At 44.9% G+C, this 21,039-nt stretch carries 15 protein-coding genes; 2 read left to right on the plus strand and 13 right to left on the minus strand.

The genetic code is table 11. From position 1 onward, the window contains the following. Positions 1-84 precede the first annotated feature (84 nt). From GB992_RS06505 to GB992_RS06515, 3 genes are all read right to left on the minus strand, one after another. A complete protein-coding gene (locus GB992_RS06505; protein WP_161001719.1) occupies positions 85-561 on the minus strand; it encodes a hypothetical protein in 477 nt (158 codons plus the stop codon). 241 nt (positions 562-802) lie between these two features. After that, a complete protein-coding gene (gene pepI / locus GB992_RS06510; RefSeq protein ID WP_017261128.1) occupies positions 803-1,681 on the minus strand; it encodes a proline iminopeptidase in 879 nt (292 codons plus the stop codon). Positions 1,682-1,765: 84 nt separating this feature from the next. Continuing rightward, positions 1,766-2,344, minus strand: a complete 579-nt coding sequence (locus GB992_RS06515; protein WP_161001720.1) for a TetR/AcrR family transcriptional regulator — start codon at positions 2,342-2,344, stop codon at positions 1,766-1,768. A 154-nt stretch (positions 2,345-2,498) separates the two neighbouring features. Here GB992_RS06515 and GB992_RS06520 point away from each other — a divergent pair, with 154 nt between their 5' ends. Further along, positions 2,499-3,254 carry an SDR family NAD(P)-dependent oxidoreductase gene (locus GB992_RS06520; RefSeq protein ID WP_161001721.1) on the plus strand — a complete coding sequence of 252 codons (756 nt, stop codon included), beginning with the start codon at positions 2,499-2,501 and terminating at the stop codon, positions 3,252-3,254. A 71-nt stretch (positions 3,255-3,325) separates the two neighbouring features. Here the strand turns inward: GB992_RS06520 and GB992_RS06525 are convergent, their stop codons facing one another. From GB992_RS06525 to gap, 3 genes are all read right to left on the minus strand, one after another. Continuing rightward, on the minus strand, positions 3,326-4,750 hold the full coding sequence (locus tag GB992_RS06525; RefSeq protein ID WP_161001722.1) for an MDR family MFS transporter: 1,425 nt from the start codon (positions 4,748-4,750) through the stop codon (positions 3,326-3,328). A 126-nt stretch (positions 4,751-4,876) separates the two neighbouring features. Beyond that, entirely contained in the window at positions 4,877-5,509 is a 633-nt protein-coding gene (locus GB992_RS06530; protein WP_161001723.1) for a TetR/AcrR family transcriptional regulator, read from the minus strand. A gap of 103 nt (positions 5,510-5,612) precedes the next feature. Next, positions 5,613-6,632, minus strand: a complete 1,020-nt coding sequence (gap, locus tag GB992_RS06535) for a type I glyceraldehyde-3-phosphate dehydrogenase (RefSeq protein WP_161001724.1) — start codon at positions 6,630-6,632, stop codon at positions 5,613-5,615. Between the two features lie 119 nt (positions 6,633-6,751). On the opposite strand from gap, the gene GB992_RS11930 reads away from it, so the two are divergent. Continuing rightward, positions 6,752-7,555, plus strand: a complete 804-nt coding sequence (locus tag GB992_RS11930) for a helix-turn-helix transcriptional regulator (protein ID WP_225439192.1) — start codon at positions 6,752-6,754, stop codon at positions 7,553-7,555. A 117-nt stretch (positions 7,556-7,672) separates the two neighbouring features. On the opposite strand, the gene GB992_RS06545 is transcribed toward GB992_RS11930, so the two are convergent. The 7 genes from GB992_RS06545 to GB992_RS11940 form a co-directional block, all read right to left on the minus strand. Next, entirely contained in the window at positions 7,673-8,683 is a 1,011-nt protein-coding gene (locus tag GB992_RS06545) for a WxLIP family cell surface protein (RefSeq protein WP_161001726.1), read from the minus strand. Between the two features lie 41 nt (positions 8,684-8,724). Further along, entirely contained in the window at positions 8,725-9,453 is a 729-nt protein-coding gene (locus tag GB992_RS06550; RefSeq protein WP_161001727.1) for a WxL domain-containing protein, read from the minus strand. A 112-nt stretch (positions 9,454-9,565) separates the two neighbouring features. Continuing rightward, positions 9,566-11,074 carry a WxL domain-containing protein gene (locus GB992_RS11935; RefSeq protein WP_161001728.1) on the minus strand — a complete coding sequence of 503 codons (1,509 nt, stop codon included), beginning with the start codon at positions 11,072-11,074 and terminating at the stop codon, positions 9,566-9,568. Between the two features lie 73 nt (positions 11,075-11,147). Further along, positions 11,148-12,251 carry a pectate lyase-like adhesive domain-containing protein gene (locus tag GB992_RS06565; RefSeq protein ID WP_161001729.1) on the minus strand — a complete coding sequence of 368 codons (1,104 nt, stop codon included), beginning with the start codon at positions 12,249-12,251 and terminating at the stop codon, positions 11,148-11,150. A 584-nt stretch (positions 12,252-12,835) separates the two neighbouring features. Beyond that, entirely contained in the window at positions 12,836-14,368 is a 1,533-nt protein-coding gene (locus GB992_RS06570) for a glycosyltransferase (RefSeq protein WP_161001730.1), read from the minus strand. Beyond that, on the minus strand, positions 14,365-15,945 hold the full coding sequence (locus tag GB992_RS06575; protein WP_161001731.1) for a glycosyltransferase: 1,581 nt from the start codon (positions 15,943-15,945) through the stop codon (positions 14,365-14,367). The genes GB992_RS06570 and GB992_RS06575 overlap by 4 nt, the downstream gene beginning before the upstream one ends. A 140-nt stretch (positions 15,946-16,085) precedes the next feature. Continuing rightward, positions 16,086-21,020: an LPXTG cell wall anchor domain-containing protein gene (locus GB992_RS11940; protein ID WP_161001732.1), complete on the minus strand. Its 4,935-nt coding sequence runs from the start codon at positions 21,018-21,020 to the stop codon at positions 16,086-16,088. Between the last annotated feature and the right edge of the window lie 19 nt (positions 21,021-21,039).

The following is a 21,039-nucleotide window of genomic DNA, read 5'->3' on the forward strand; positions in this document are numbered from 1 at the left end:
AGTAATCACTCCCTATATTGGTTGGAATTAGCTACTACCATTGTAAGTGATTGCTTTGGGCTTTTTAATTTCTGTTCGGATTAATTATAGAATTTGCCAATGCCAAAAAAGTAAAAATGGAACATGCAAAAACCATACAATGATTGCCATAAAGAATTGCAAACTAGTAGTTAGCCGCCCGAACATAGCTAAATTTTTCACTATATCAATAAAACCGTCTAAAAGAAGCCACAGACCAATAACCATTAGTAATCCATTTAATGTCTTTACTACCAGCGTATACTTTTCAGAAGTTTCGGCAGTCGCGATTAACATACTCGTAGTAAAGATAAACGGAATAATGATCCCAAATTCAATTCCAAAAGAAAAAGTATGAAAATTAATGACAAAAAGAGAGATTGTCGCCCATGAAAACACTTGTCTCAGAATTTTCTTAGTAGACTGAACTGAGACTGATAAATTTTGAACACCAAGTAAAGGCACAATTGAGGTCAGAACCGTTATTCCATAATCTTTTAGAATCCAAACATTGATATTAGTATGCATAATAGTCCAAAACACTATGGCCCCTACTAATATCTCGTAAATATAGAAGAATATCATGCTAGGCAAAAGTAATATTTTGAGAAAAGCTGACGTTATAGTCTTAATTGAATCTTTAATCTCTTTATTCCATATTCCCCAAAGAATCAATCCCAATACAAAAATGACAATCCAGGCAGCAATACCCCACTCTCTATTTGAAATTTTTCAACCTCTCTATCTCCTGACTTCAGGGAAATATCGATTGCTACAGGACGTACTAGTCATTTTCCTTCAACCACTTATCCAGCACACTGATAAACTCATCATGCTGATCCAACAAAGCCAGATGACGGCTGTTGGCAAACAAGTGCCACTTAGCGCCTGGAATGTGGTCGTAAACGGACTTCGCAATCAATGGTGTACATAGATCATCCGTCCCATTAGTAACCAATACAGGCACATGAATGTTCTTCAAATCATCGGTTACATCGTAATCACTGATGGTTCCGTTCTCGGTAAATTCGTTTGGTCCCTCAGCGATTAGGCTGGCACGTTTACCATTCGTTTCACGGCGGAGTGGTTCTGGTGAATTTTCATCCGGATCATCCCAACAATAACGCTCCATGTAACGGTCGTTAGCAGCCAAGTACTTAGGACCGGAGAAATCGCCTGTCCGCTCGGCCTCGGCAATTGCCTCGCGATCCTCATAACTCAAGTAGGAAATTAGCCGGTGTTGCTCTTGCGTCCACAACTTGATGGAAGCAGGCGAACCATCGATCATGACACTCTTAACTCCCGTTTGATCATAATGTGTGAGGTAAAGCATTTCGAGCATACCACCCCAGGATTGACCCAACATGTGAATTTCATCCAGGTGTAAGTATTTACGGAGCGCGATTAATTCCTCAGCCCACGTTTCCTTCACATAAACGGATTCATCTTCTGGCAATGATGACTTCCCACAGCCAACTTGGTCATACATAATCAACTGGCGGCCTGTTTCTGCGTAGTCATCCAGCAATTCAAAGTAGTTATGCGATGAACCAGGACCGCCGTGAATCAGCAATAACGGTGCCTTACCTGGCGTCTTCTCACCGACAATTCGATAATATGTTTTATACCCACGAAATGGCATGTAGCCTTCTTCAATCTTCATGAATCGTAACTTCCTTTATGTGTGAAATATGGTGCTTATGTTGATTGTACGCCTCACGCCCGACAATGCACCGTTTCTCAAACATTATTTTGTCTCTGCTAACCCTGGTTTTCCGTACAAACGTACCAGGTACAAACGGGCATCCTGCTTCGTTAACTGATTTTGTTTAACAAACACCCAATTGAGCACCATCGAAATAGTGGCAAAACAATGGGCAACCACCAGCTCTGCTGGCAATTCTTGCACAACAGCTATCTTATCGACTAGCAACTTTTGCCCTACTTGCTGTGCATAGTTCGTAAAACCTGCTAGTAGAAAACCATCTTGATTGTGAACTAGTACTTTGGCGACATAGGCCTTGTGCTGATCTATTAGATCGTACAAACGGTCGAAACACGTCAACAGTATCTGACCCTCATCCCCAATAGCCAATTCGTTTAGGTGAATTTCGGCCACAATCAAAGAAAAGCAGTAGTTCAACAAATCATACTTATCTTCAAAATAGTTATAAAACGTTGATCGCGGATAATTGGCCTGTTGACAAAGATTGTTGACTGTCACGGCTTCAAACGACTGCTGTGTGAGCGCCTGACTCATTGCGTTTGAAAAAGCACTCAGCGTTCGTTGAGCACCACGCGTTATTTTTTTCGTTTGCTGTTTCATGCCACTATCCTTTCTGAACGATTTCCGAGATGTGTCCATTCTTGGTCAAAGTGCACACTCTGACACTTTGTTTTCTGATTTATTGACTCTATTATGGCACTTACAGATGTCAATTATTGGACACTCGTACAATTTTAAAAAGGAAAAATAAACAATGAAACGAAAAATTATTTTAATTACCGGGGGTACTTCTGGTGTCGGCCTCGCCATCGCCAAAAGCTTCACCAATATACCAACAGAGATTGTGTTGGTTGGTCGCAATAATGGGAAAGCAGTCAAAGCCGTTCACGAAATCGAGGCCGTTTTACCCGATGCTAAAGTTTCTTATTTATTAGGCGACTTGGCCAATCAGACCGACAATACACGAATTGCAATAAACTTTATGACAACCCATGATCATTTAGATATTCTCTTTAACAGTGCTGGTAATATCCCCAAAACGACAGACAATAATATTGCCCTAAACTTACAAAGTCATTACTGGCTAACTCACAACTTGAGTACAGTCTTAGCAAAATCAACCGATCCGCGAGTCTTCATTATCACTGGGATGCCGCAAGCAATCCGTTTCGGACCAATCTATGAACATCAATTTAACCTAATCGACCGTGGGTTATGGTTGCTTACTCATAAAACGTTGTTAGTCACGTTGCTGGCGCACGAACTACAATCATCAGGCATAAAGGTCAATGCCCTGTTTCCTGGCGGTGTTCAGTCCAATCTTTTACCTTGGACCAAGAACTTAGGTAACACCGTTGTCCCAATTGCTTCACAACTAGCGACTCAGCATTCGCTTGCACACACCACTGGACAATTTTTCGATGATCAGGGTCAATTAGTTCGTTTGAATAATAATAAATACGGTATCAAGCGTGCTAGATCTGTATTAAATCGTTATTTACGGTCTTGAAAATCCAAATTTCTGAACCAAGTAAAAACGTGTTGGACGATAAAATAAATCGTTCAACACGTTTTTGATCTTTAATCCGTTTCCTTCTTTGTCGTCAACGTCCACGCCAACAACCAACTGGCTACCAGAATACCCAGTGGCAACATAAACGTTGTTCCGTAAGCACTGATAATATGCGCTTTCATGTCAGTCAATGTTGCGGACTTCATTTCTGCATGCATATTGTGCGATAGTACGTTTGTCAAAATGACGACAGCTAGCGAGTTCACAATCTGCATTGCGGAGTTAATCAGTGGCGTAATGCGGCTAACAACAGCCTGTGGTGCCTGGCTGATATTGTACGTACTGATCTGCATCATGGTCAGCCCTTGTCCAAACCCAAGTAGTGCAATCATCAGTAACAACTGCACAGTCGTTGTGTGAATCGTAATTTGCGTCAGGAAACCGGCTCCAATGGCCATAGAACCAATACCGGGAATTGCTGCTGCACGAATGCCCCAGCGATCAAACAAACGTCCACCGATAATCATGCCAGCAAAGGCAGCTAAAGCTTGTGGAGCCATCATTTCGCCCGCATGCAATGAAGAAAATCCCTTAGCAGTTTGTAAGAACAATGGTACCAGCAATGTAGCACCGAATAGCACAATCTGGTTCAGCCAACTGACCATAATTCCTCGGGAAAACCGTAGCGACCTAAATGCAGACAGTGCCATCAGCGGTGCCTTTTCACGTAACTCAATAATGATAAAACTGATTAATGCAATGAACCCGGCCACAATGCATAATGCCGTGATCGGATTGGTCAATGCTGTGTTACCTAAACGATGAATCCCGTAAATCAGCAACGTAAACGCCATTGGTGACAACAGTGCACCCGCCAAATCCAAGTGAATTCCTTGTTTACGGTCACCTGCTGGCAAAAAGAAAATCACTAATAACAATGCCAGAATACCGATCGGCAAGTTAATCAGAAAGATTGCGTGCCAACTGGCGTTTGACAACAGCCAGCCTGATAGAATTGGCCCCATAATTGGCGCCACAACCATTGGTAGTCCCAAGATACCCATCAAAGAACCGCGTTTTTCGTTTGGAACAAGGCGCCACGACATTGCCATTCCGATTGGAGCAACAAGTCCACCCGCCAATCCCTGTAATGCGCGGAATAAGATCAGTAATTGGATTGAATTGACCATCGAACATAAAACGGAACAAACCGTAAACCAAATAATGGCTGATGCAAAAATCTTTTTGTCTGAAAAACGATCCGCTAGCCATCCAGCCAAGGGTGTGACGGCTGCTAACGCCAACGTGTAACCGGTAATTGTCCATTGAACCGTCGACAAACTCGTACTAAAAACCTTTTGTAGCGTTGGAATGGCCACATTCATCACGGTAGCATCCATCATCGTCAATAACATGGCAACTGAAATTGTCAAAACACCTGGCAAAACTTTTCGAAGCGAAAACGGCTCCATTTTAATTGCTGTACTCTCCATAATTGTAAAACTTCCTCATTTTCTTTTTTCTCGAACACCGTTCTAGAGCAAAAACTATTCTAACACCGTTCGAGAGAAATGTAAACAAAAACGACCAACTTTTTAAATTGGTCGTTCATTTGCTGCTTACTTTTGACGTTGCTCAAACCCCTTAACCAAGGTTTCTAAGCTCCATTTTAACGTTGAATCACGATCCATTCGGTCAAAAATTCCTTGTCCATACATTCGTTTTAAAACCGGCGTTTGTGTGATTAAATCACCATTTGGCTGAACATCTTGAAATTCTTTTGAATCAAAAACATGTTGCCGTACCTGACGATCTCGTTCAAACGTCAGAATATAATCAAGATAGATGTTGACGATAATAAATTTTTCGGAATCTGCAAGTGATAGATCATCAATCGTTTTTAAAAAACGTTCATTGACTTTTAAAAAGTGCTCTGTAATTGGTGGAATGGTAAACAATAAATCAGCAGAATATGGCCGTTTGCGCAAGGTGTCAGCGAATACCAATCCATCACTAACTAGCTGTTCCTGCCAAGTTGAAGCCGCCATAAACGCGTTCAAAGCTTCACCACATACATCATCAGCCATGACTGTAAAAATCGCTTCTTTGCTCGAAAAGTGCCAGTACAAGGTAGATGCCGTAATACCAACTTCTTTGGCTAATTTTCGCATTGAGAACTGACCAAAGCCCACTTCCGTCAACAACGTCCACGCTGCCTCGATAATTTTCCCTTTCGATGCTGGTTCTGCCATGCTTTCACCTCATTCACTTGAGTCCTTTGATAAGATAACTCTAGCTCACCAGCGAGGCAGACACCAGAAAAATTAATAAATAATTGTTTAATAATTATTTATTTTACAAGGCCGCCATCTTCTCCAAGACTCGCACCATCTGACACGTAAACCCATACTCGTTGTCATACCAAGCCACAGTTTTCACTAATTGCGTATCTCCTGCTGTCGTGACCTCGGTTTGTGTCGGATCAAAAACGGAACCAAACGTTGAATTGATAATATCACTCGACACAATTTGATCTTCATTCCACCCAAAACTCTCGTTATGTTCAGTAAATGGTTTGATACGCGCGTTTATGTCATCAGCACTTAGTTGGCCCGTTTTAAGAACTGTAACTAGCTCAGTTAATGAACCATCAATCACTGGTACCCTTTGTGCGTGACCCTGAAGTTTGCCATCTAACTGTGGTAATACGAGACCAATTGCCTTAGCTGCCCCAGACGAATGTGGAATGGTGTTGGCAGAAGCGGTTCGTGATGGTCGAAGTTTGCCGCCTCGGTTTGGTCCGTCGAGAATCATCTGACTGCTGGTAAACGCGTGGACAGTTGTCATAGTACCAGCAACAACGCCAAACGTTTGATCCAACGCATCGGCCATTGGTGCCAAACAATTCGTCGTGCATGAGCCGGCGGAGATTATCTGGTCATCTGACGTCAATATATCATCGTTCACACCAGCGACAACGGTCTTTACATCTCGCCCAGCCGGTGCCGATATGAGGACCTGTTTCGCACCAGCTTGTAGATGCGCAGCAGCCTTCACCTTAGTCGTGTAAAAACCGGTGCATTCGAGAACAATATCAACATTGTCGTTAGCTACCCACGGAATCTTGGCTGCATCTGGTTCGGCGTATACATGATACGTTTGACCATTCACAACCAGGGCATTATCAGTTGCCGTCACGCTATCGTTTAAAACACCGTGCGTCGTGTCGTACTTCAATAAATACGCTAGCATTGCTGGCGACGTTAGATCGTTGATCGCGACTACCGCCACGTTTGACGATTTTAGCTGTAACAACCTTCTAAAGGCTAGTCGACCGATGCGCCCAAAGCCGTTGATTCCAATTTTAATTGTCATCTGAATTCCTCCTGCATAGTGATTACTTTCTGCAACAGTTATATTATGAAAGTGATCCTATTTTTTATGCAGAGCTAGTTCATCATAGGATGATTAGTCCTACGCAGGAGGTGTAAGTCATTAACGAAAAGTTTCTCGGTCACTTTTTTCGCTACAAACGAACTACAGCAGATCTCACTACCTTTGCCGTATCTCAAACAAAGTCCCGCCGCACACCTGGTTTAACACGCGAAGAAGTCGCCACACTGGCCAACGTTAGCACGGACTGGTACACGCGCATTGAGCAGGGTCGAACTGGTTCGACACCTTCGAGTGACGTCTTGCTTGCGCTTTGTCAGGCATTACAACTAACCCCTGCTGAAACCGAATATGCCTTTAATCTGACCGGACTAGTCCCACCAGTGCCCAACCTGCAAGATACGAATCAGCAACTTGATGATTTTCTCACCGCAATGTTGCCCAAACCGGCTTATGTGATGAGTCAACAACTAACCATTGAGGCAGCAAATTCGGCCTATACAAAAATGTTCGAGTGGCGAAAAACACAATCACCACTCGAACGTAACCTTATTTGGCGCATTTTTAACGATCCATACTATCAAACATCATTGGTAAATTGGACGCAGTACGCCCAGTTTATGACCGCCGTTTTTCGAAATCTGTATAGCCAAACATCCGATTCCAAATTCTTATATCAAGTGTTTCAATCAGTGAATCAAAATCCGACTTTTTTATCCGTTTGGAATTCGCTTAAGGTCGCGACCTTTGAACCACAACGTCTGTTCGTTCAAACTCATGATCACCAAGAGTTATACCTTGTCGAAAATACGTTTGAAATTCCGGCTACCCATCAGTTTATTGTCGTTGAAAATGCTGGTGATATGACTACGCATAATCACCTAGCACACATAGAAACGAAATAACCCATCAGGAGTAATCATTATGAGAAAAGTTCTCGTCCTTGTTTCAATTATCTTCCTTGCTATCGCCATTATTTCGTTCGTCGCTTCACGAATTGTCCGTGGTAAGAACCGGTAGCTTTAATGCTTTCGTTTTGTCTTAACCAATAACCAACTCAGCACCCCGATAATGATAACCAGCACGCTCCCAACTGCCCAGTAAACCATCGTGTGATCCGGTTTCAGCGTCACATCTTGGTTATTGTATTTTTCGGCCTGCTTCTTAGTAATCGTAAATTCACGGACAAAATGCCACTTTTTCTTGACGGCAGTGACTGTTAAATCAAGCCGGTAGCGCCCTGGTTTAAAACGTTCTCCGTTTAACCGAATCGGGTAATCCATAATCGAGTTTGGTGCAAACTGAACGTGATCTTTCGTTGACTTATACAGTGTTCGATTGCTCGTCGTTTGAACTTTCGCCACGACTTTTGCCTGGCTTAAGTAACGTTTTTTTACATTGCACAATTGAGCTGTTACCAGATTACGACCCGCTTCAGATTTAGCTTTTACATCCCCCATTTTTAACATTGGCGTCAATTTTTGCCGACCTTGATGAAGGACCATCCCCACTACGTATTGGTAGTTGTTCGTGACGGAGATGCCTTTCGAGGCCTTTTTGGTGTTGGTCGTCACTTTTTTAAACGAAATTCCACCGGCAATCACCCCGTTAAACTTTTGTTTAGGTGCATCGATTTCAAAAATTGCCATCTTCGAACTTTTGGGTGCCAAACTAAGTTGTTTCGGTGCTGTCGTCACAATATCTGTTATAGGTGTGGTCAACGTTTTGTCAGACTTAAACCGTGACTTACCGTACTCAACCACTCCGTTTGGATTCGTCTTGGCAACATTCACGTTAGTATTGATTTTAATACGCTTATCAGACGTATTGGTAACCTTTACCATGACACTTTCTTTTTGACCTGGCTTTACGTTTAAATCGAAATACGTTTTTGACTGATCGCGCTGCAATGACGACTTTTGCGGTTCCACGCTGAAATCCATGCTTTGCGCGTGAGCCACTTGACTATGTAGCAGGAGGCCAACCACCCCACAAAGCATCACTATAATTGTCGTTAATGTTTTCTTGGTCATGTTGAATCCTCCTGTGTTTCGCATATTTGTACCCTTTAAAGCTAAACGTTTTCACCTGGCGTATCTTCTAGTGTCCAAGTCAATGTTCCATTGTAGGTCCCCGCACGAGCGGCACCAGCTGGAACTACTAGCTGAACACCAGTTGTTTCTTCTTGTTCAGTATCAGTCACTTCACCACCAAAACGATGGATCGTCGTTCCCGTTCCCTTACCTGTTGGCGCGTTTAATAATTTCACATTTGCGTCATCAGCAAGAACCGTCACATTGCCGCCAACCATAGTTGGTTTCTGATCAGATTCAGTGCCTAATACAGCACGATCGTTGAATAGAATCTTGCTACCAGTCATTTTGTGGCCCCCACTACCCTCAAAGGGCAGGCTCTGCTTGACTGCTAATTGCCATCCAAGTCCGCCACCCCGTTTGTCAGTAACCTGAACGAAGTTGGAACGTTTGACTGAACCTTCAATACCATCGATTTGAACTGCATCTGTTTTGGCGTTGAATGTTTGTTCCTGCGTGTTGGACGTCGTCCGTTCACCGAAATCTAGTTTGGACGCATAATCAATAGTCAATGAACCACTCTGATTAGTCGTCCCAGAACCTGTCAGCTCAGTTGCTGCATCGTTAGGATCCAATGGTGTCGTAACGCTACTTGCATCAGTAAATGAAACGGTTGCCGTTGAGTCCCACGACGCTGCCATAATCGGTGTCGCCATGCCCAACGTCAGTAGCGATGTCGCAATAATGGTCGTTAATTTGCCCAATTTCATGATTTCTACCTCACTTTTCTTGTATGCAAAGGGACGGCCATCGTTCTACACTGTCTGCCCGAATCGGTGGCAACCGGACATGGTGTCGACACTTCACCTCATTCATAAGCGGTTATTCCTCCGTTTCATCTGGTACATCGCTTAAATTCCAAGTGATTTCACCATTGTATGCGCCTGCTTTGGCTTCTGATGGTGACACTTGGAGCATAAGCCCCTGGTCACTGTTCCACTGATTAGAAACGACGTATGGGTCGTTATCAGAATTACGTCGCGTTTCAATTTCGATAGCCGCATTACTTACTGGCAAAAGTTCATCATTCTTTTTATATTTAATTGCATCAGTCAGCTCATCACCGTCGCCATTCTTTAATGCCTGCGTCTGTGTCAATGTCAACGACCACTGTTTGGTTACATAGCGTTGATCCGTCACACTCAACGGTTGATCTAAACTCACTAATGGGAACAACTGATTCTCCTGATGAACAATTAAGTCACGACCGAAATTCAGGTTTCCAGGCACACTCGATAGTTGCAATGTACCCGGCGGATTGTATGCTGCCATGCGATGCAATGTCTTGCCTTCGACAGCGGTCGCCATCATCTCTGGATCGCTAGTAACCGTATTACCAGTAAATTTTCCCCATTCAATTTTTTCAAACGACTGTGTCGGATCCCCAGTAACTACTGTGGTATCCCAATATGCAAACGGTGACTCCAACAAAGTTAAGCTGGAATTAGCATTCGTACTCAATGCTCGGGAATTTGTGCCAGTCCCCGTGTTTTGCAAATCAAACGCAGCCGGGTCCTTAATGACAGCTGTTGTCGTACCTGTGCCTAAGTCTACTGTTGCTGTAGTCGCACTATTGTTTCGTGCGGTCAATGATCCTCGGGAAGCAACGGTAATATTATTGTTTCCCCCTGAGGAACGAATAGCTGCAATGGACCGATTATCTGTATCCAAATTCATCTGGGCGTTCTTACCAATCGTCAAAGAGGCATCATCATTGGCCGTTTGGAAATAAACATTGTTTCCAGGCCACTCCGCATTAAACTTCGTCCCGGTTCCTAGCGTAATGTTGTTATAGTACAGATAAACAATTGGATAACCTTGCGTGCCATTAGTGCCAGTCAAATTCAGCGTACAGTTTTGACCCGTTGTAAATTCCCGAGTTCCACCTGTCTGGTCCTCAGAAGGCCGCAAATCATAATAAAACATCGAATAGTTCGTATTGTTGACGTTCCCGGTGTAGACCGTGTTGTCGGCCATTTTAACGCTCCCGGTATAAACATTTTCTGCCCGCGTATCTATGTTGCAGGTTCCTGAAAACGTGATGTCTGAATACGTTGCAATGGCCAGTCGATTAACCGTTGTAGCCGTACTGATATTGCCGAATTCAAAGTGCCATTGACCTCGAGCAGCACCACTATATGTAACAAATGCTGCCGCCGTGTTTGCCACCTGAATATCATGCACGTTCAGTATCGGATTGCCCGAAACCGGCACACCATAACGTAAAGCACCACTGCCGATATTTAGAGTATGTTGTTGATAGATTGTAAAATTAATCCGAACGCTGTTCGGACAAAAAAGATCAGCTTCCTTTAAAATGGTGTTTACCACAAACCCATCTTTTAGGAGCTGATCATTAATCAGAGACCACTTAAAATACTTGACTGGCAAACACCTTATCAGATCATGCTGACAAATTTGTCCAAAAATTCGGATTAAATTTGCAATCTACCTGTTGACCATCTATTTCTAAACTCCGTGTGATTGGATTTGCAGATATTGATGTAGCCGAAATATTGTTTTTTAAAAAAATCTTGGTCACGGATTGCTCGTTAATTGCAGTCTGTAACTCAGAAATATTGCTAACCTCACGTTCTGTCTCACCAAGTTTTGTTTCTTTCTCTACTTGTGAAGTTTGTGTGCTTTCTGATCGTGTATCTCCGTCGGTCTTACTAGCCTGGTTAGTTGACTGTGAATTAATTGAATTGGTTTCACGTGAAACGGTCGTGTCACTTTCCAAATGTTTTGAACTATTCTTGCTGCCTTCACTAACATCACTGACGGCTCCAGAATTATTTGAACCACGACTACTTTCACTGGATACACTACTCTCACTCATTGAAGACACCGAACTACTATCTGAGGATTCACTTTCACTAGCTGATTCTTCAACAGCAGGGTCAGTCGTTTCAATTAGTGACACTTGTTCAGTGGGAAGATTACTGAGCTTGAGCACGTTTTTCGTATCCACATGTTCAAACGTCAGCAACCAACCCAAGCCACCATCCTGAGCAGTTACAAACGAACCACTTCGGCCGTTGTTAATGCTCAAATTTCGTAAGGTTAGTCGTGTGTTATCACCTGATTTACCCAATGGCAGTGCACACTCAGTTAAAGTTAACTGGTGTGGCTTCCCGGTAATCACGAGTGAAGTTGTCCGTGCAGCTAACTGACGGCCATCACCACTAATATCCTCAGCTAATGTAATCTCTTGCACATCGATATTTTCATAGGCAGCTTTAAATTCGGCAAACGTATGAACAGTCGTCTTAACCTCAACAGCATTAGTTTGATCGGCCGATGAACTATCCGTAATCGCCGCTATCTTATCTGCCACAGAATCACTGTCGGATGAAGCATCATTTGAATTAGCCTCCTGCGAGTCCTCTCGCAAAGACTGTTGTGAACTCTCTACTGATTCATTAGCCTGGGCCACTATCTGCTGACCAATTTGACTGGTGCCAATAATCCAAAACGCAATCATAAACAAAGTAAACAATCGTTTCATCGGCAAATCTCCGTTAATGCTGATTTTTTCACAATATATCAATTAGATTTTTTTAAATTCAAATCATAACTCTATGGTTATTAACAGAAGTTGCGAAATTTGCCATCAATGAACGCTTTTCACAGCAAAAAACCGTATCGAATATGACTCAACATATTTGATACGGTTTTTGTGTTTTAAGTTTTGTGTTTTAAGTTTTGTGTTTTAAGTTTTGTGTTTTAAGTTTTGTGTTTTAAGTTTTGTGTTTTAAGTTTTGTGTTTTACTACTCAGTTTATCAAAATTAACAGCACTGAATTATCTAATGATCTCAGATGAATCCTACAGCTATATCAGCTGTAGGGCGGCAACATTGACACCGAGCCGTGAAGGTAACGTTAATTCGAGTGGTTTGCTCGAATTTAGGTTACGGACGGTCGCGGAGACTCGGGGTTTTACGAGGCTTTGCGGCGAGGTGAAAGACTCCGAACTTGGGAGGCTTGAACCGGTCCCACGGCGAGCGTGTCAATGTTGCCAACCGCAAGCGGCATTCAACCTCCCTATTCTAAATGTTCATAAAAATGATATTCACCGCATCACTTGACTACTAGTGTTTAATGTGCAATGCGCGCTTCCACTTAGCAAATACAATCGATTCCGTGCGCGGTGTAATGCTGTCGTACGCATTACGGCTCATCGCTTCCCAAACCTGGTCATCTTTCATGACCCGTTGAATGGCGTTTGCTAAACCGACGACATCGTTATCCGCTACAAGATAACCGTTCTTACCTTCATCAATCATGTCTGATGGACCATAATGCACGTTATAAACGACAGATGGAACCCCATGTGCCAAAGCTTCTGCCAGTGCCAATGGTTCATTGTCACTTTCCGTAGCATTAACGTAAACCTGTGCACCATCGTAGGCCTTGTCCAAATCTGGATGATAACCCTTCAGTGTGACACTGTCCGTTAACTCAGCTTTCTTGATCTGTTCAGTAAGTGGCTTCTCTTGATCACCATAACCGTATATATCCAGGGTTGCGTCAGCGATATGTTTCTTCACCGTCACAAACGCTTTGACAACGTCTTCTGTATGACGTTCCTTAGTTAATCGCCCAACGACAATCACCTTGTGAGCTGTCCGTTGTGGCAAACGCACACGTTTGGCATGAGCCTGTTCATCATTGACCACACTAAATGGTACGACAGTGATTGGCGCCTTAACCTGCGCTTCACCGCCCATCCAACGCGTTAAATCAGCTTTTTGCTCATCCGTTGCGACAATAATACCGGAGAGCTTATCAATTTGGTTAACGATCGGATTGGCGTAGATACCAGACAAGTTAGCGTAGACTTGATCTTTAGGATCAATAGTATGTGTCGTCGGCAATGTAATAAACCGGCTGACCTTGGTTGTCATGCTTAACATTGCATCGTAAGCCGCACCTGGACGATCAGCAACAAACGTTGAGCCTTCACCATCACGACGGTTCAATTCGTCAAGGAAGAAGGTAAACAACTCATCATAGCTATCAAAGAACAAGTCCTGTCCTTTATAATCCAATAATTGAAGTAACGACAGGAAGTTGTGACCATCTTTGTCGTGACTGAAATATTCCTCAATCACCCGTTTGCCGTCTGGGGCGTAAGTAACCTGACTGATAAGTTCGCCAGCGTCACTAAAGAATTGATCACGCGTTTTAAAACCGCGGAAGTCCCACAGTTCTGTTTGAACCTTTTTGCCGGTCCGATCAAACGCATCAACACTGTATAACTGACCAATAGTACCTGGCGCGAAATGAACATTCATGACTAGCTTATCGCCATCATAAACGTGACTGACATCAGCCCCAGGATCCACATTATAATCAGCTGCTAAGTTCAACGACTCGATCTTTGGCTCGTTTTTACCAACTGGCTTTAGATCTTCAATGCCTTGGAAATAATCATACATATTAACAATCTGATCATCTTCAACACCAAATCGTTTCTTGTTGGCATACAACATTTGATCAAAGTTTCGTGTCACCAACTTAGCAGGTGTACCTTGGTGCTTAAACAGTTGCAGTCGCTTGATCTCGGCATGTTCAATCCCAGAATTCAAAGCCATCAGATATTCATTTACAAAATAAATCATTTGCTGGCCTCCTGTTGTTTGTCCACCTGTGTTCTTGAGTCAGCTTCAGCAAATGCCTTAACATCATCTAAAACCGGACGCCATTTGTCCCATACAGCATCTTCTGAGAAACGTTTGGCATCCTCATAGGCATTTTCACTGAACTTTTGCATTAACCGGTCATCTTTAAGCAGTTTTGTGATGGCATCCGCCAGTGCATCGACGTTATCCAATTCGACCAAGTAGCCATCTCGGTTATTTTCGATAATCCCTTGAGGACCATACTTTGCGTCGTAGGAAACCGTTGGTACACCGTGTGACTGTGCTTCCAATAAGGCCAGCGAGAATCCTTCGGCCCGTGAGGCCAGGACGTTAATTTGCGCGCCATCATAAACCTTACCAACATCCAAGGTGTAATCGTGGAAAGTAACCAGATCACCAATTTTTTTATCGGCAACGATCTTGTTCAGGCGTTCACCTTCCTTACCGTTCGCATAACCCCAGAAGTCCAAATGCGCTGCGGGTACCTTATCATGCACTTTTTCGTACGCTTCAATGACCTTATCCTGCTGCTTTTCGGGAGAAAGACGGGCCACCATGATGATTTGTCCTGGTGTCCGATCCGACCATTTTACATGAGGCGCATTTAAAACATCGTTGTCCACGATCCCAACTGGTAACTCGAAGACTGGCGTTTGATCGCCCCAACGGTTAATAAAGTCCGTCCGTTGTTGCGGCGTTGGTGCTGCCACACCCTGCCACTGATCTAAATTCTTAATTGCATATTCGTAGTTATAGTTCAGGGTCGCTGTCATGATTTTTTCAGGATCATTCAAGTGATTTGAGTGCAGATGCATCATCTTAAATGACCGGGTCCGCATATTAAGCACAGACCAGGCCAGTTCAAACGTCCGGTCAACGACAAACACATTGTTTTCACCATTGCGTTTGTTCAATTCATCAAGGAAGAACCGCATCATTGCCTGCTCACCATTAAATGAGTAGTTGGTTCCGTGCCAATTCATGATCCGATACAGCGAGTTATCGTACTTGCCTTCCTGATTTTTCATATGGAATGTTTGGTAAACCACTTTACCGTCAGGATTAAAGACCTGCTCAGCATTAACCACGCCGTCTGCGTCATGCCACTGTTCCAGCGCCTTGAAACCACGAGAATCCCAGTATTCACTCTTTACCAGTTTGCCATAACGGTCAAACGTCCAAACCGTTTCAACTTCTTTATATTCTGGTGCGCGCATTTTAATTCGCTGAATAATTCGTTCGGAATTACGTACCATGAATCCATGTTCATCTTGATCATTCACCAGCACTTGTAAGTTTGGTTTCACGTGTAAATCAGCCAGTGTAAAAGGCGTCTTCTTAAGGTCTTCTGTGCCTTCAAAGAAGTCAAACAGATTGACCATGTCGCTATCTTCAAGTCCGGCATGAGCCAATGTATCGTGTAACGTCAGCGAAAAGAAGCGCGTAACGATTTTTGCTGGTTCGCCGTGATCTTTAAACATCCCCAGCCGCTTCATTTCCGCGTGTTCAATTCCTGATTTCTTTTCGTTAAAACTTGCGTTGATAAAGTAATACATTCCATTACCTCACTTATCTGCACACCTATTTTTTAATCATACCAGAAGCTCACAAAAATAGGACTCAGCACAATTGCTAAGTCCTATTCTACCGTACCTTGAGCCTGATGAACGACCTTTTCACGAGCTTAACATCTTTTTTAATGCCGTTTTCGGCGCCCAAATCCAAATAATGTTATTAATCCGAGTAACATCGTGCCAATCAACCCGGTATTGACCGAATCATTTTCATTCGTTTCAGGCAACCGAGTGCTCTTTGAATCATGATTAGGTGAATGTGTAACCATCGTTTTGTCAACAGCAGTTGGGTCAATCAAATGATTATCAATCGCCTGTTTCATGAATGCACCAGGTTTAATCGACACCATCATTACACGTGGATTCTTTTTAGAATCCTGTAAAGGTGGCAGGATTTTAGGATCAACCATCTGGTCAGTACCTGTATTACCTGTTTCAACTGATGATACTGACTCTGATTGCACAAACGCATTGGCTTGATCTTGCAAACGTTGCGCTCGTTGCATTGCGGCCTGCGCTAGCTGTGCATAATATTGCGCAAGCGCGACATCATTGTGCGAAGCCGCTACGACCGCCAACTGTGCATCTCGTTGCGCTTCATCCCTGGCAGACTGAGCTTCGTTAGCCAATGTTTGGCCCTGTGATGTCAATCCGCTGGTAGGTTGCTGTCTGTTAGATTGGTCGGCCGCAGATACAGCTTCACTGGCTGCTTCACGAGCCTGCAATGCATCGTTATTGACCGCCTGTTGAATCGCCTTAGCAGTTTGCTGCAGTGCCGTCATCGCCGACTGAGCAACCTGCGTCGCAGATGCCGCCACCTGTTGTGCACTTGCCGCCTCACTAGCAAACTGACTAGCAGCACTGACGTCGTTTAGAGCCGCAGCAGAGGCTGCTTCGCTAGCAAGAACACTAGCCAAGTTAGCTGCACTGGTAGCCGTTTGATTAGCCGACTGTGCGGTTGACGCTTGCTGTTGCAAGATTTTATCCATACTTTGCACCGCGTCATTCGCTGGATCACTAGCGGCTTGTTGACCAGCCTGAGTAACCGTTGAACTAGCCACATTTACTTGACTAGAGGTGGTCGTCGCCGCTGTTTGAGCGGTCTTATTTGCTACCATTGCGGCACTGGCCTGGCTGGCAGCGGCACTCGAATCCGCACTAACCGCCGTTTGCAAACTTGCTAATGCCTGACTGGCTACTTTTGCGTCCGAATCCGCCACCTGTTGTGCTTTGCTTGCTGCCTCTTGCGCGCTTTGAGCTTTCTTAGCCCATTCACTAGCCGCCGATGCATCATTGATATTGGCAGCGCTGGCGGCTGATTTAGCAAAGTCGTTGGCTAACGCGGCAGCCTCACTTGCAGCCGTTTCAGCGCTAGTCGCCTGACTAACCTTCTGGGCAACTTCACTAGCCAGTTGTTGAACACCAGCATTTTGTTTATCCGTTCCGGCTACACTGGTCGCAATAGTTGATGTTGAAGCCACCACTGATGCCAGCGATGCAGTTGACTGATTAGTGGAAGCAGCACTGGATGCCTGCTTTGTTGCCTCACTTGCATAACTGGCAGCCGTTGACGTATCCGTCGTAACCGTGTTATTGACCAATAATTGTAAATCGGCCGCATGACTAGTCAATCCCTGTGCTTGATCCGTAAGTGCCTGTGTATTGGCATTGGCTGATGCTGCAGCACTAGCATAGTGACTGGCTGCAGAAATATCATTGGCAGCCGCGGCAGATGCAGCCTGGCTCGCTAATGATGCAGTAGTACTTGCGGTTGCACTAAGAATCTTGTCAATTGATTGAGCAGCGCTCGCAGCAGAAGTTGCTTGGCCGGCCCAACTCTTGACTGCTCCGTTGGCCGTATCTCTATCAGCATCTTGATTAGCCATCGATGCAGCGAGGCTTGTCCCGTTTACAACATGTTGAGCAATTGCTGTGGCGGAGCTAGCGACACTCGCAGCATTACTTGCACCAGATGCTTGTAAACTGGCCGCATGGCTGTCGGCGCTTAATGCCTGCGTAATCAATTGATTATTAGCGGTAGCCTGATTAGCTAACGAGTTAGCGACACTCTGTTCAGAATTCAGCAAACTTTGGACATTTGCGGCACTCGCTGCAAAATTACTTGCCGCACTAACATCATTCAGAGCCGCGGCAGATGCCGTTTGACTAGCTAACCGTTGCGCGTCATCGTTCAAACTGGCGGTAACGCTGTTTGCCGAGTTTAGCCCCGACTGTGTTGCTACTTGTTGACTGATCAAACTTTGGTAACTGCTGTTTGCCTTATCTGCTCCCGACTGGACAGCGGTTGTCGATGTCGCAGCACTACCAGCTAACGAAGCAGCCTGCTTGCTGACATCACTGGACTGTTTAGTTGCTGCACTCGCCTTATCGTTAACCCCATCGGCAATTTGGCTTACCGCATTCGCATCTGCTTTGACGTCATCTGAAAGAGCCGTCATTAATGACTGAGCCGTTGTGTTATCCGCGTCGGCAGTACTTTCCAAACTGGCCACGGTGGATGCTGCAGCACTGGCCGATTGGGTCAGTTTAGTGGCCAATGCCGGATCATTAGAGGCCGCCGCTGCACTAGCTAACGATTGTAGCGAACGCGCTACACTGGCGGCAGAATTAGCCTCAGATAATGTCATACTGGCAGCAGAATCTAATGACGCCAAACTTTGGTTGAGACTCTGTACTGTCTTATTAGCTGAATCTGTGTCGGCCAACTTTTTACCGGCTGAGGTGTAACTACCCACATTTGCGACCTGACTGCCTGTTGAAGCGGCTTCACTGGTTGCAGTGTTTGCATGGATGGTCGCCGAGGTTACCTGCTCAGAGGCAGCTGTGTGATCGGCAGTCACTTTGTCGTTCGCATCGTCAGCCAAACTATGAACTAGCGACTCCAATGAGTTAATCGCAGATTGATCGCTCGTCATATCATCATTTAAAGACGTAGCGGCCGACTGTGCACTCGTAGCACCACTAACATCGTTTAACGAAGCCGTGGACTGGGCTGCACTGGTCACGGACGCCAATTTGCTGATTGTTGACGTAGCCGAAGCAACCTGACTGTCTGCTGAATTGGCCGCAACTACTGCCTGACTGACAGCAGTTGAAACTGCCTGGTTCTTCGTATCCGCGCCGGCTAGTGATTTCAGCTCATTTACTAGACTGCTGATAACAGCACGTTGATCCGAAATTGTCTTGTTTGCGCCACTAGCAGTCGTGCTCGTTGTCGTCACCTTTTCGGCGGCCTGACTGGCAGCCTTGTGGTCATCCGCGACCAATTTTTGTACCTGAGCATAAATTGACGTGGCCGAATCGTTCAATTGATTGATCTTTGCCACATCAGCGGAGGCCACAGCACCTGCTGACGTTGCCAATTTTTCAGCAGACTGAGCCGTTGATTGATCGTTTGTCAAAGCTGCCAAGGAAGCAACACTTGCGGCACTGGCAGCAATCGACGCTTGCTGTGAAACAACGGTGTTCAAACTTGTCGTTTCGCTGTTGATACTTTTAGCACTGCTATCCAGACTTTGAACTTGTGAATTCATTAAATCCGTCTTAGCCAATGAGTTGGTGCTTGAAACGATACTGGTTATTTGGCTACCCACATTCTTACTGGTCGTTACACCAGTTGTTGCACTAGTGGCCGTGTTGCCAGCGGACGTAGCAGCATCTTTTGCTGCTGTGCTATTGCTAGCCAGTGCCGATGTCGCTGAATTCATAATGCTCGTCACTTCAGACTGTGCACTTGCCGCTGTAGAGGCCAAATCATTAGCAACCCTTGCCGCACTTAGAGCTAACGATTGATTTTGACTTGCCAAAATTGGTTTATTAAAACTGGCAACACTAGTCGCGCTCTTTGCATAATCCGTTGCTGATGCTGCAGCGGCACTGGCCTCACTAGCAGTTGTCGCAAACTTATTTAGCAAACTCGTTGCTGTTGAAACGGCCGTTTGAATACTTGCATTATGAGGATCTTGACTAGCAACACTGGTCAATGAACTCAAATTAGTCGCTGTTGTTGCGGAGGCCGCCTTAATGATTGGCGCGGCACTATCGGCTGACAACGCCGCACTAGCCGCTTGACTGGCTAAATCACTGGCAACCGTGTGATCAACAGTCGTTGCAACTGAATTAAAGTCACTAGTTAATGACTCGGCCTTAGTTTCCAAACTATTAGCAACATCTTGATCTGAGTTTGCCTCGCTAGCGAGTTGACTGGCAGTCGCAAAGTCATTGTCATTAGCCGCACTAGTGGCTTTATCCACTAATGTGGCAGCACTTGCTGCGGCCCGTTTGGCCTGATCAACCAAACCATTAATCGAGTTAGCTAAATCGGCAGCGCTCTTGGAAAGCGCCGTCAATTGCGTATTGCTGGTATCACTAGTCGTTGTTTTAGTAACCGATGCGGCATTAGCACTCGCTGCGCTGGCCAAACTATCAACCAGTGAGCTGGCAATACTAGCTACGTTAGCAGCACTGCTGGTTGTATCTGCTGCCTGACTAGCGCCAATACTGTCGTGAATCAACGTATTTTGAGCATCATTTGTGAGTGATTTAGCCTGTGAGGCAAGTCCATTGGCAACCTTATCGTCAGAATCCGCTAACGATTCAGCAGAAGCGGCCTGGCTGGCAAACGCGCTGGCTGCACTGGCATCGTTCAAAGCCGCGGCTGACGCGGCTTCACTAGCAAATACACTAGCATTGCTGGCAGCAATACTGCCAGCAGATGCAGCGGTTGAAGCTTCACTGGTTAATGAGTTAACTGCTTGGGCCTCGCTTTGAACCGTTTTATTTTTCGGATCACGGGCAGCAATTGATGCTGCTTTACTTGCCAACGAGTTGACTAGTGATGCCGTTTGCGTTGTTTGACTGGCAATGCTGGTTGTCGTTGAAGCATCAACATTGGCAACACTGGCCGCTGTTGACGCATTGTCACTATCCAAGGCAACTTCACTGGCAATTTGACTGTGAACGCTGTTAACACCTGATTGAAGACTGGCAATTGTCGAGGCAATACTGTTCGCTGTGCTGGCTTGTGTCGATGCCACGGACGCCAACGACTTTGCA

This window comes from Furfurilactobacillus milii (assembly GCF_009863985.1).
Lineage (GTDB): Bacteria > Bacillota > Bacilli > Lactobacillales > Lactobacillaceae > Furfurilactobacillus > Furfurilactobacillus milii_A.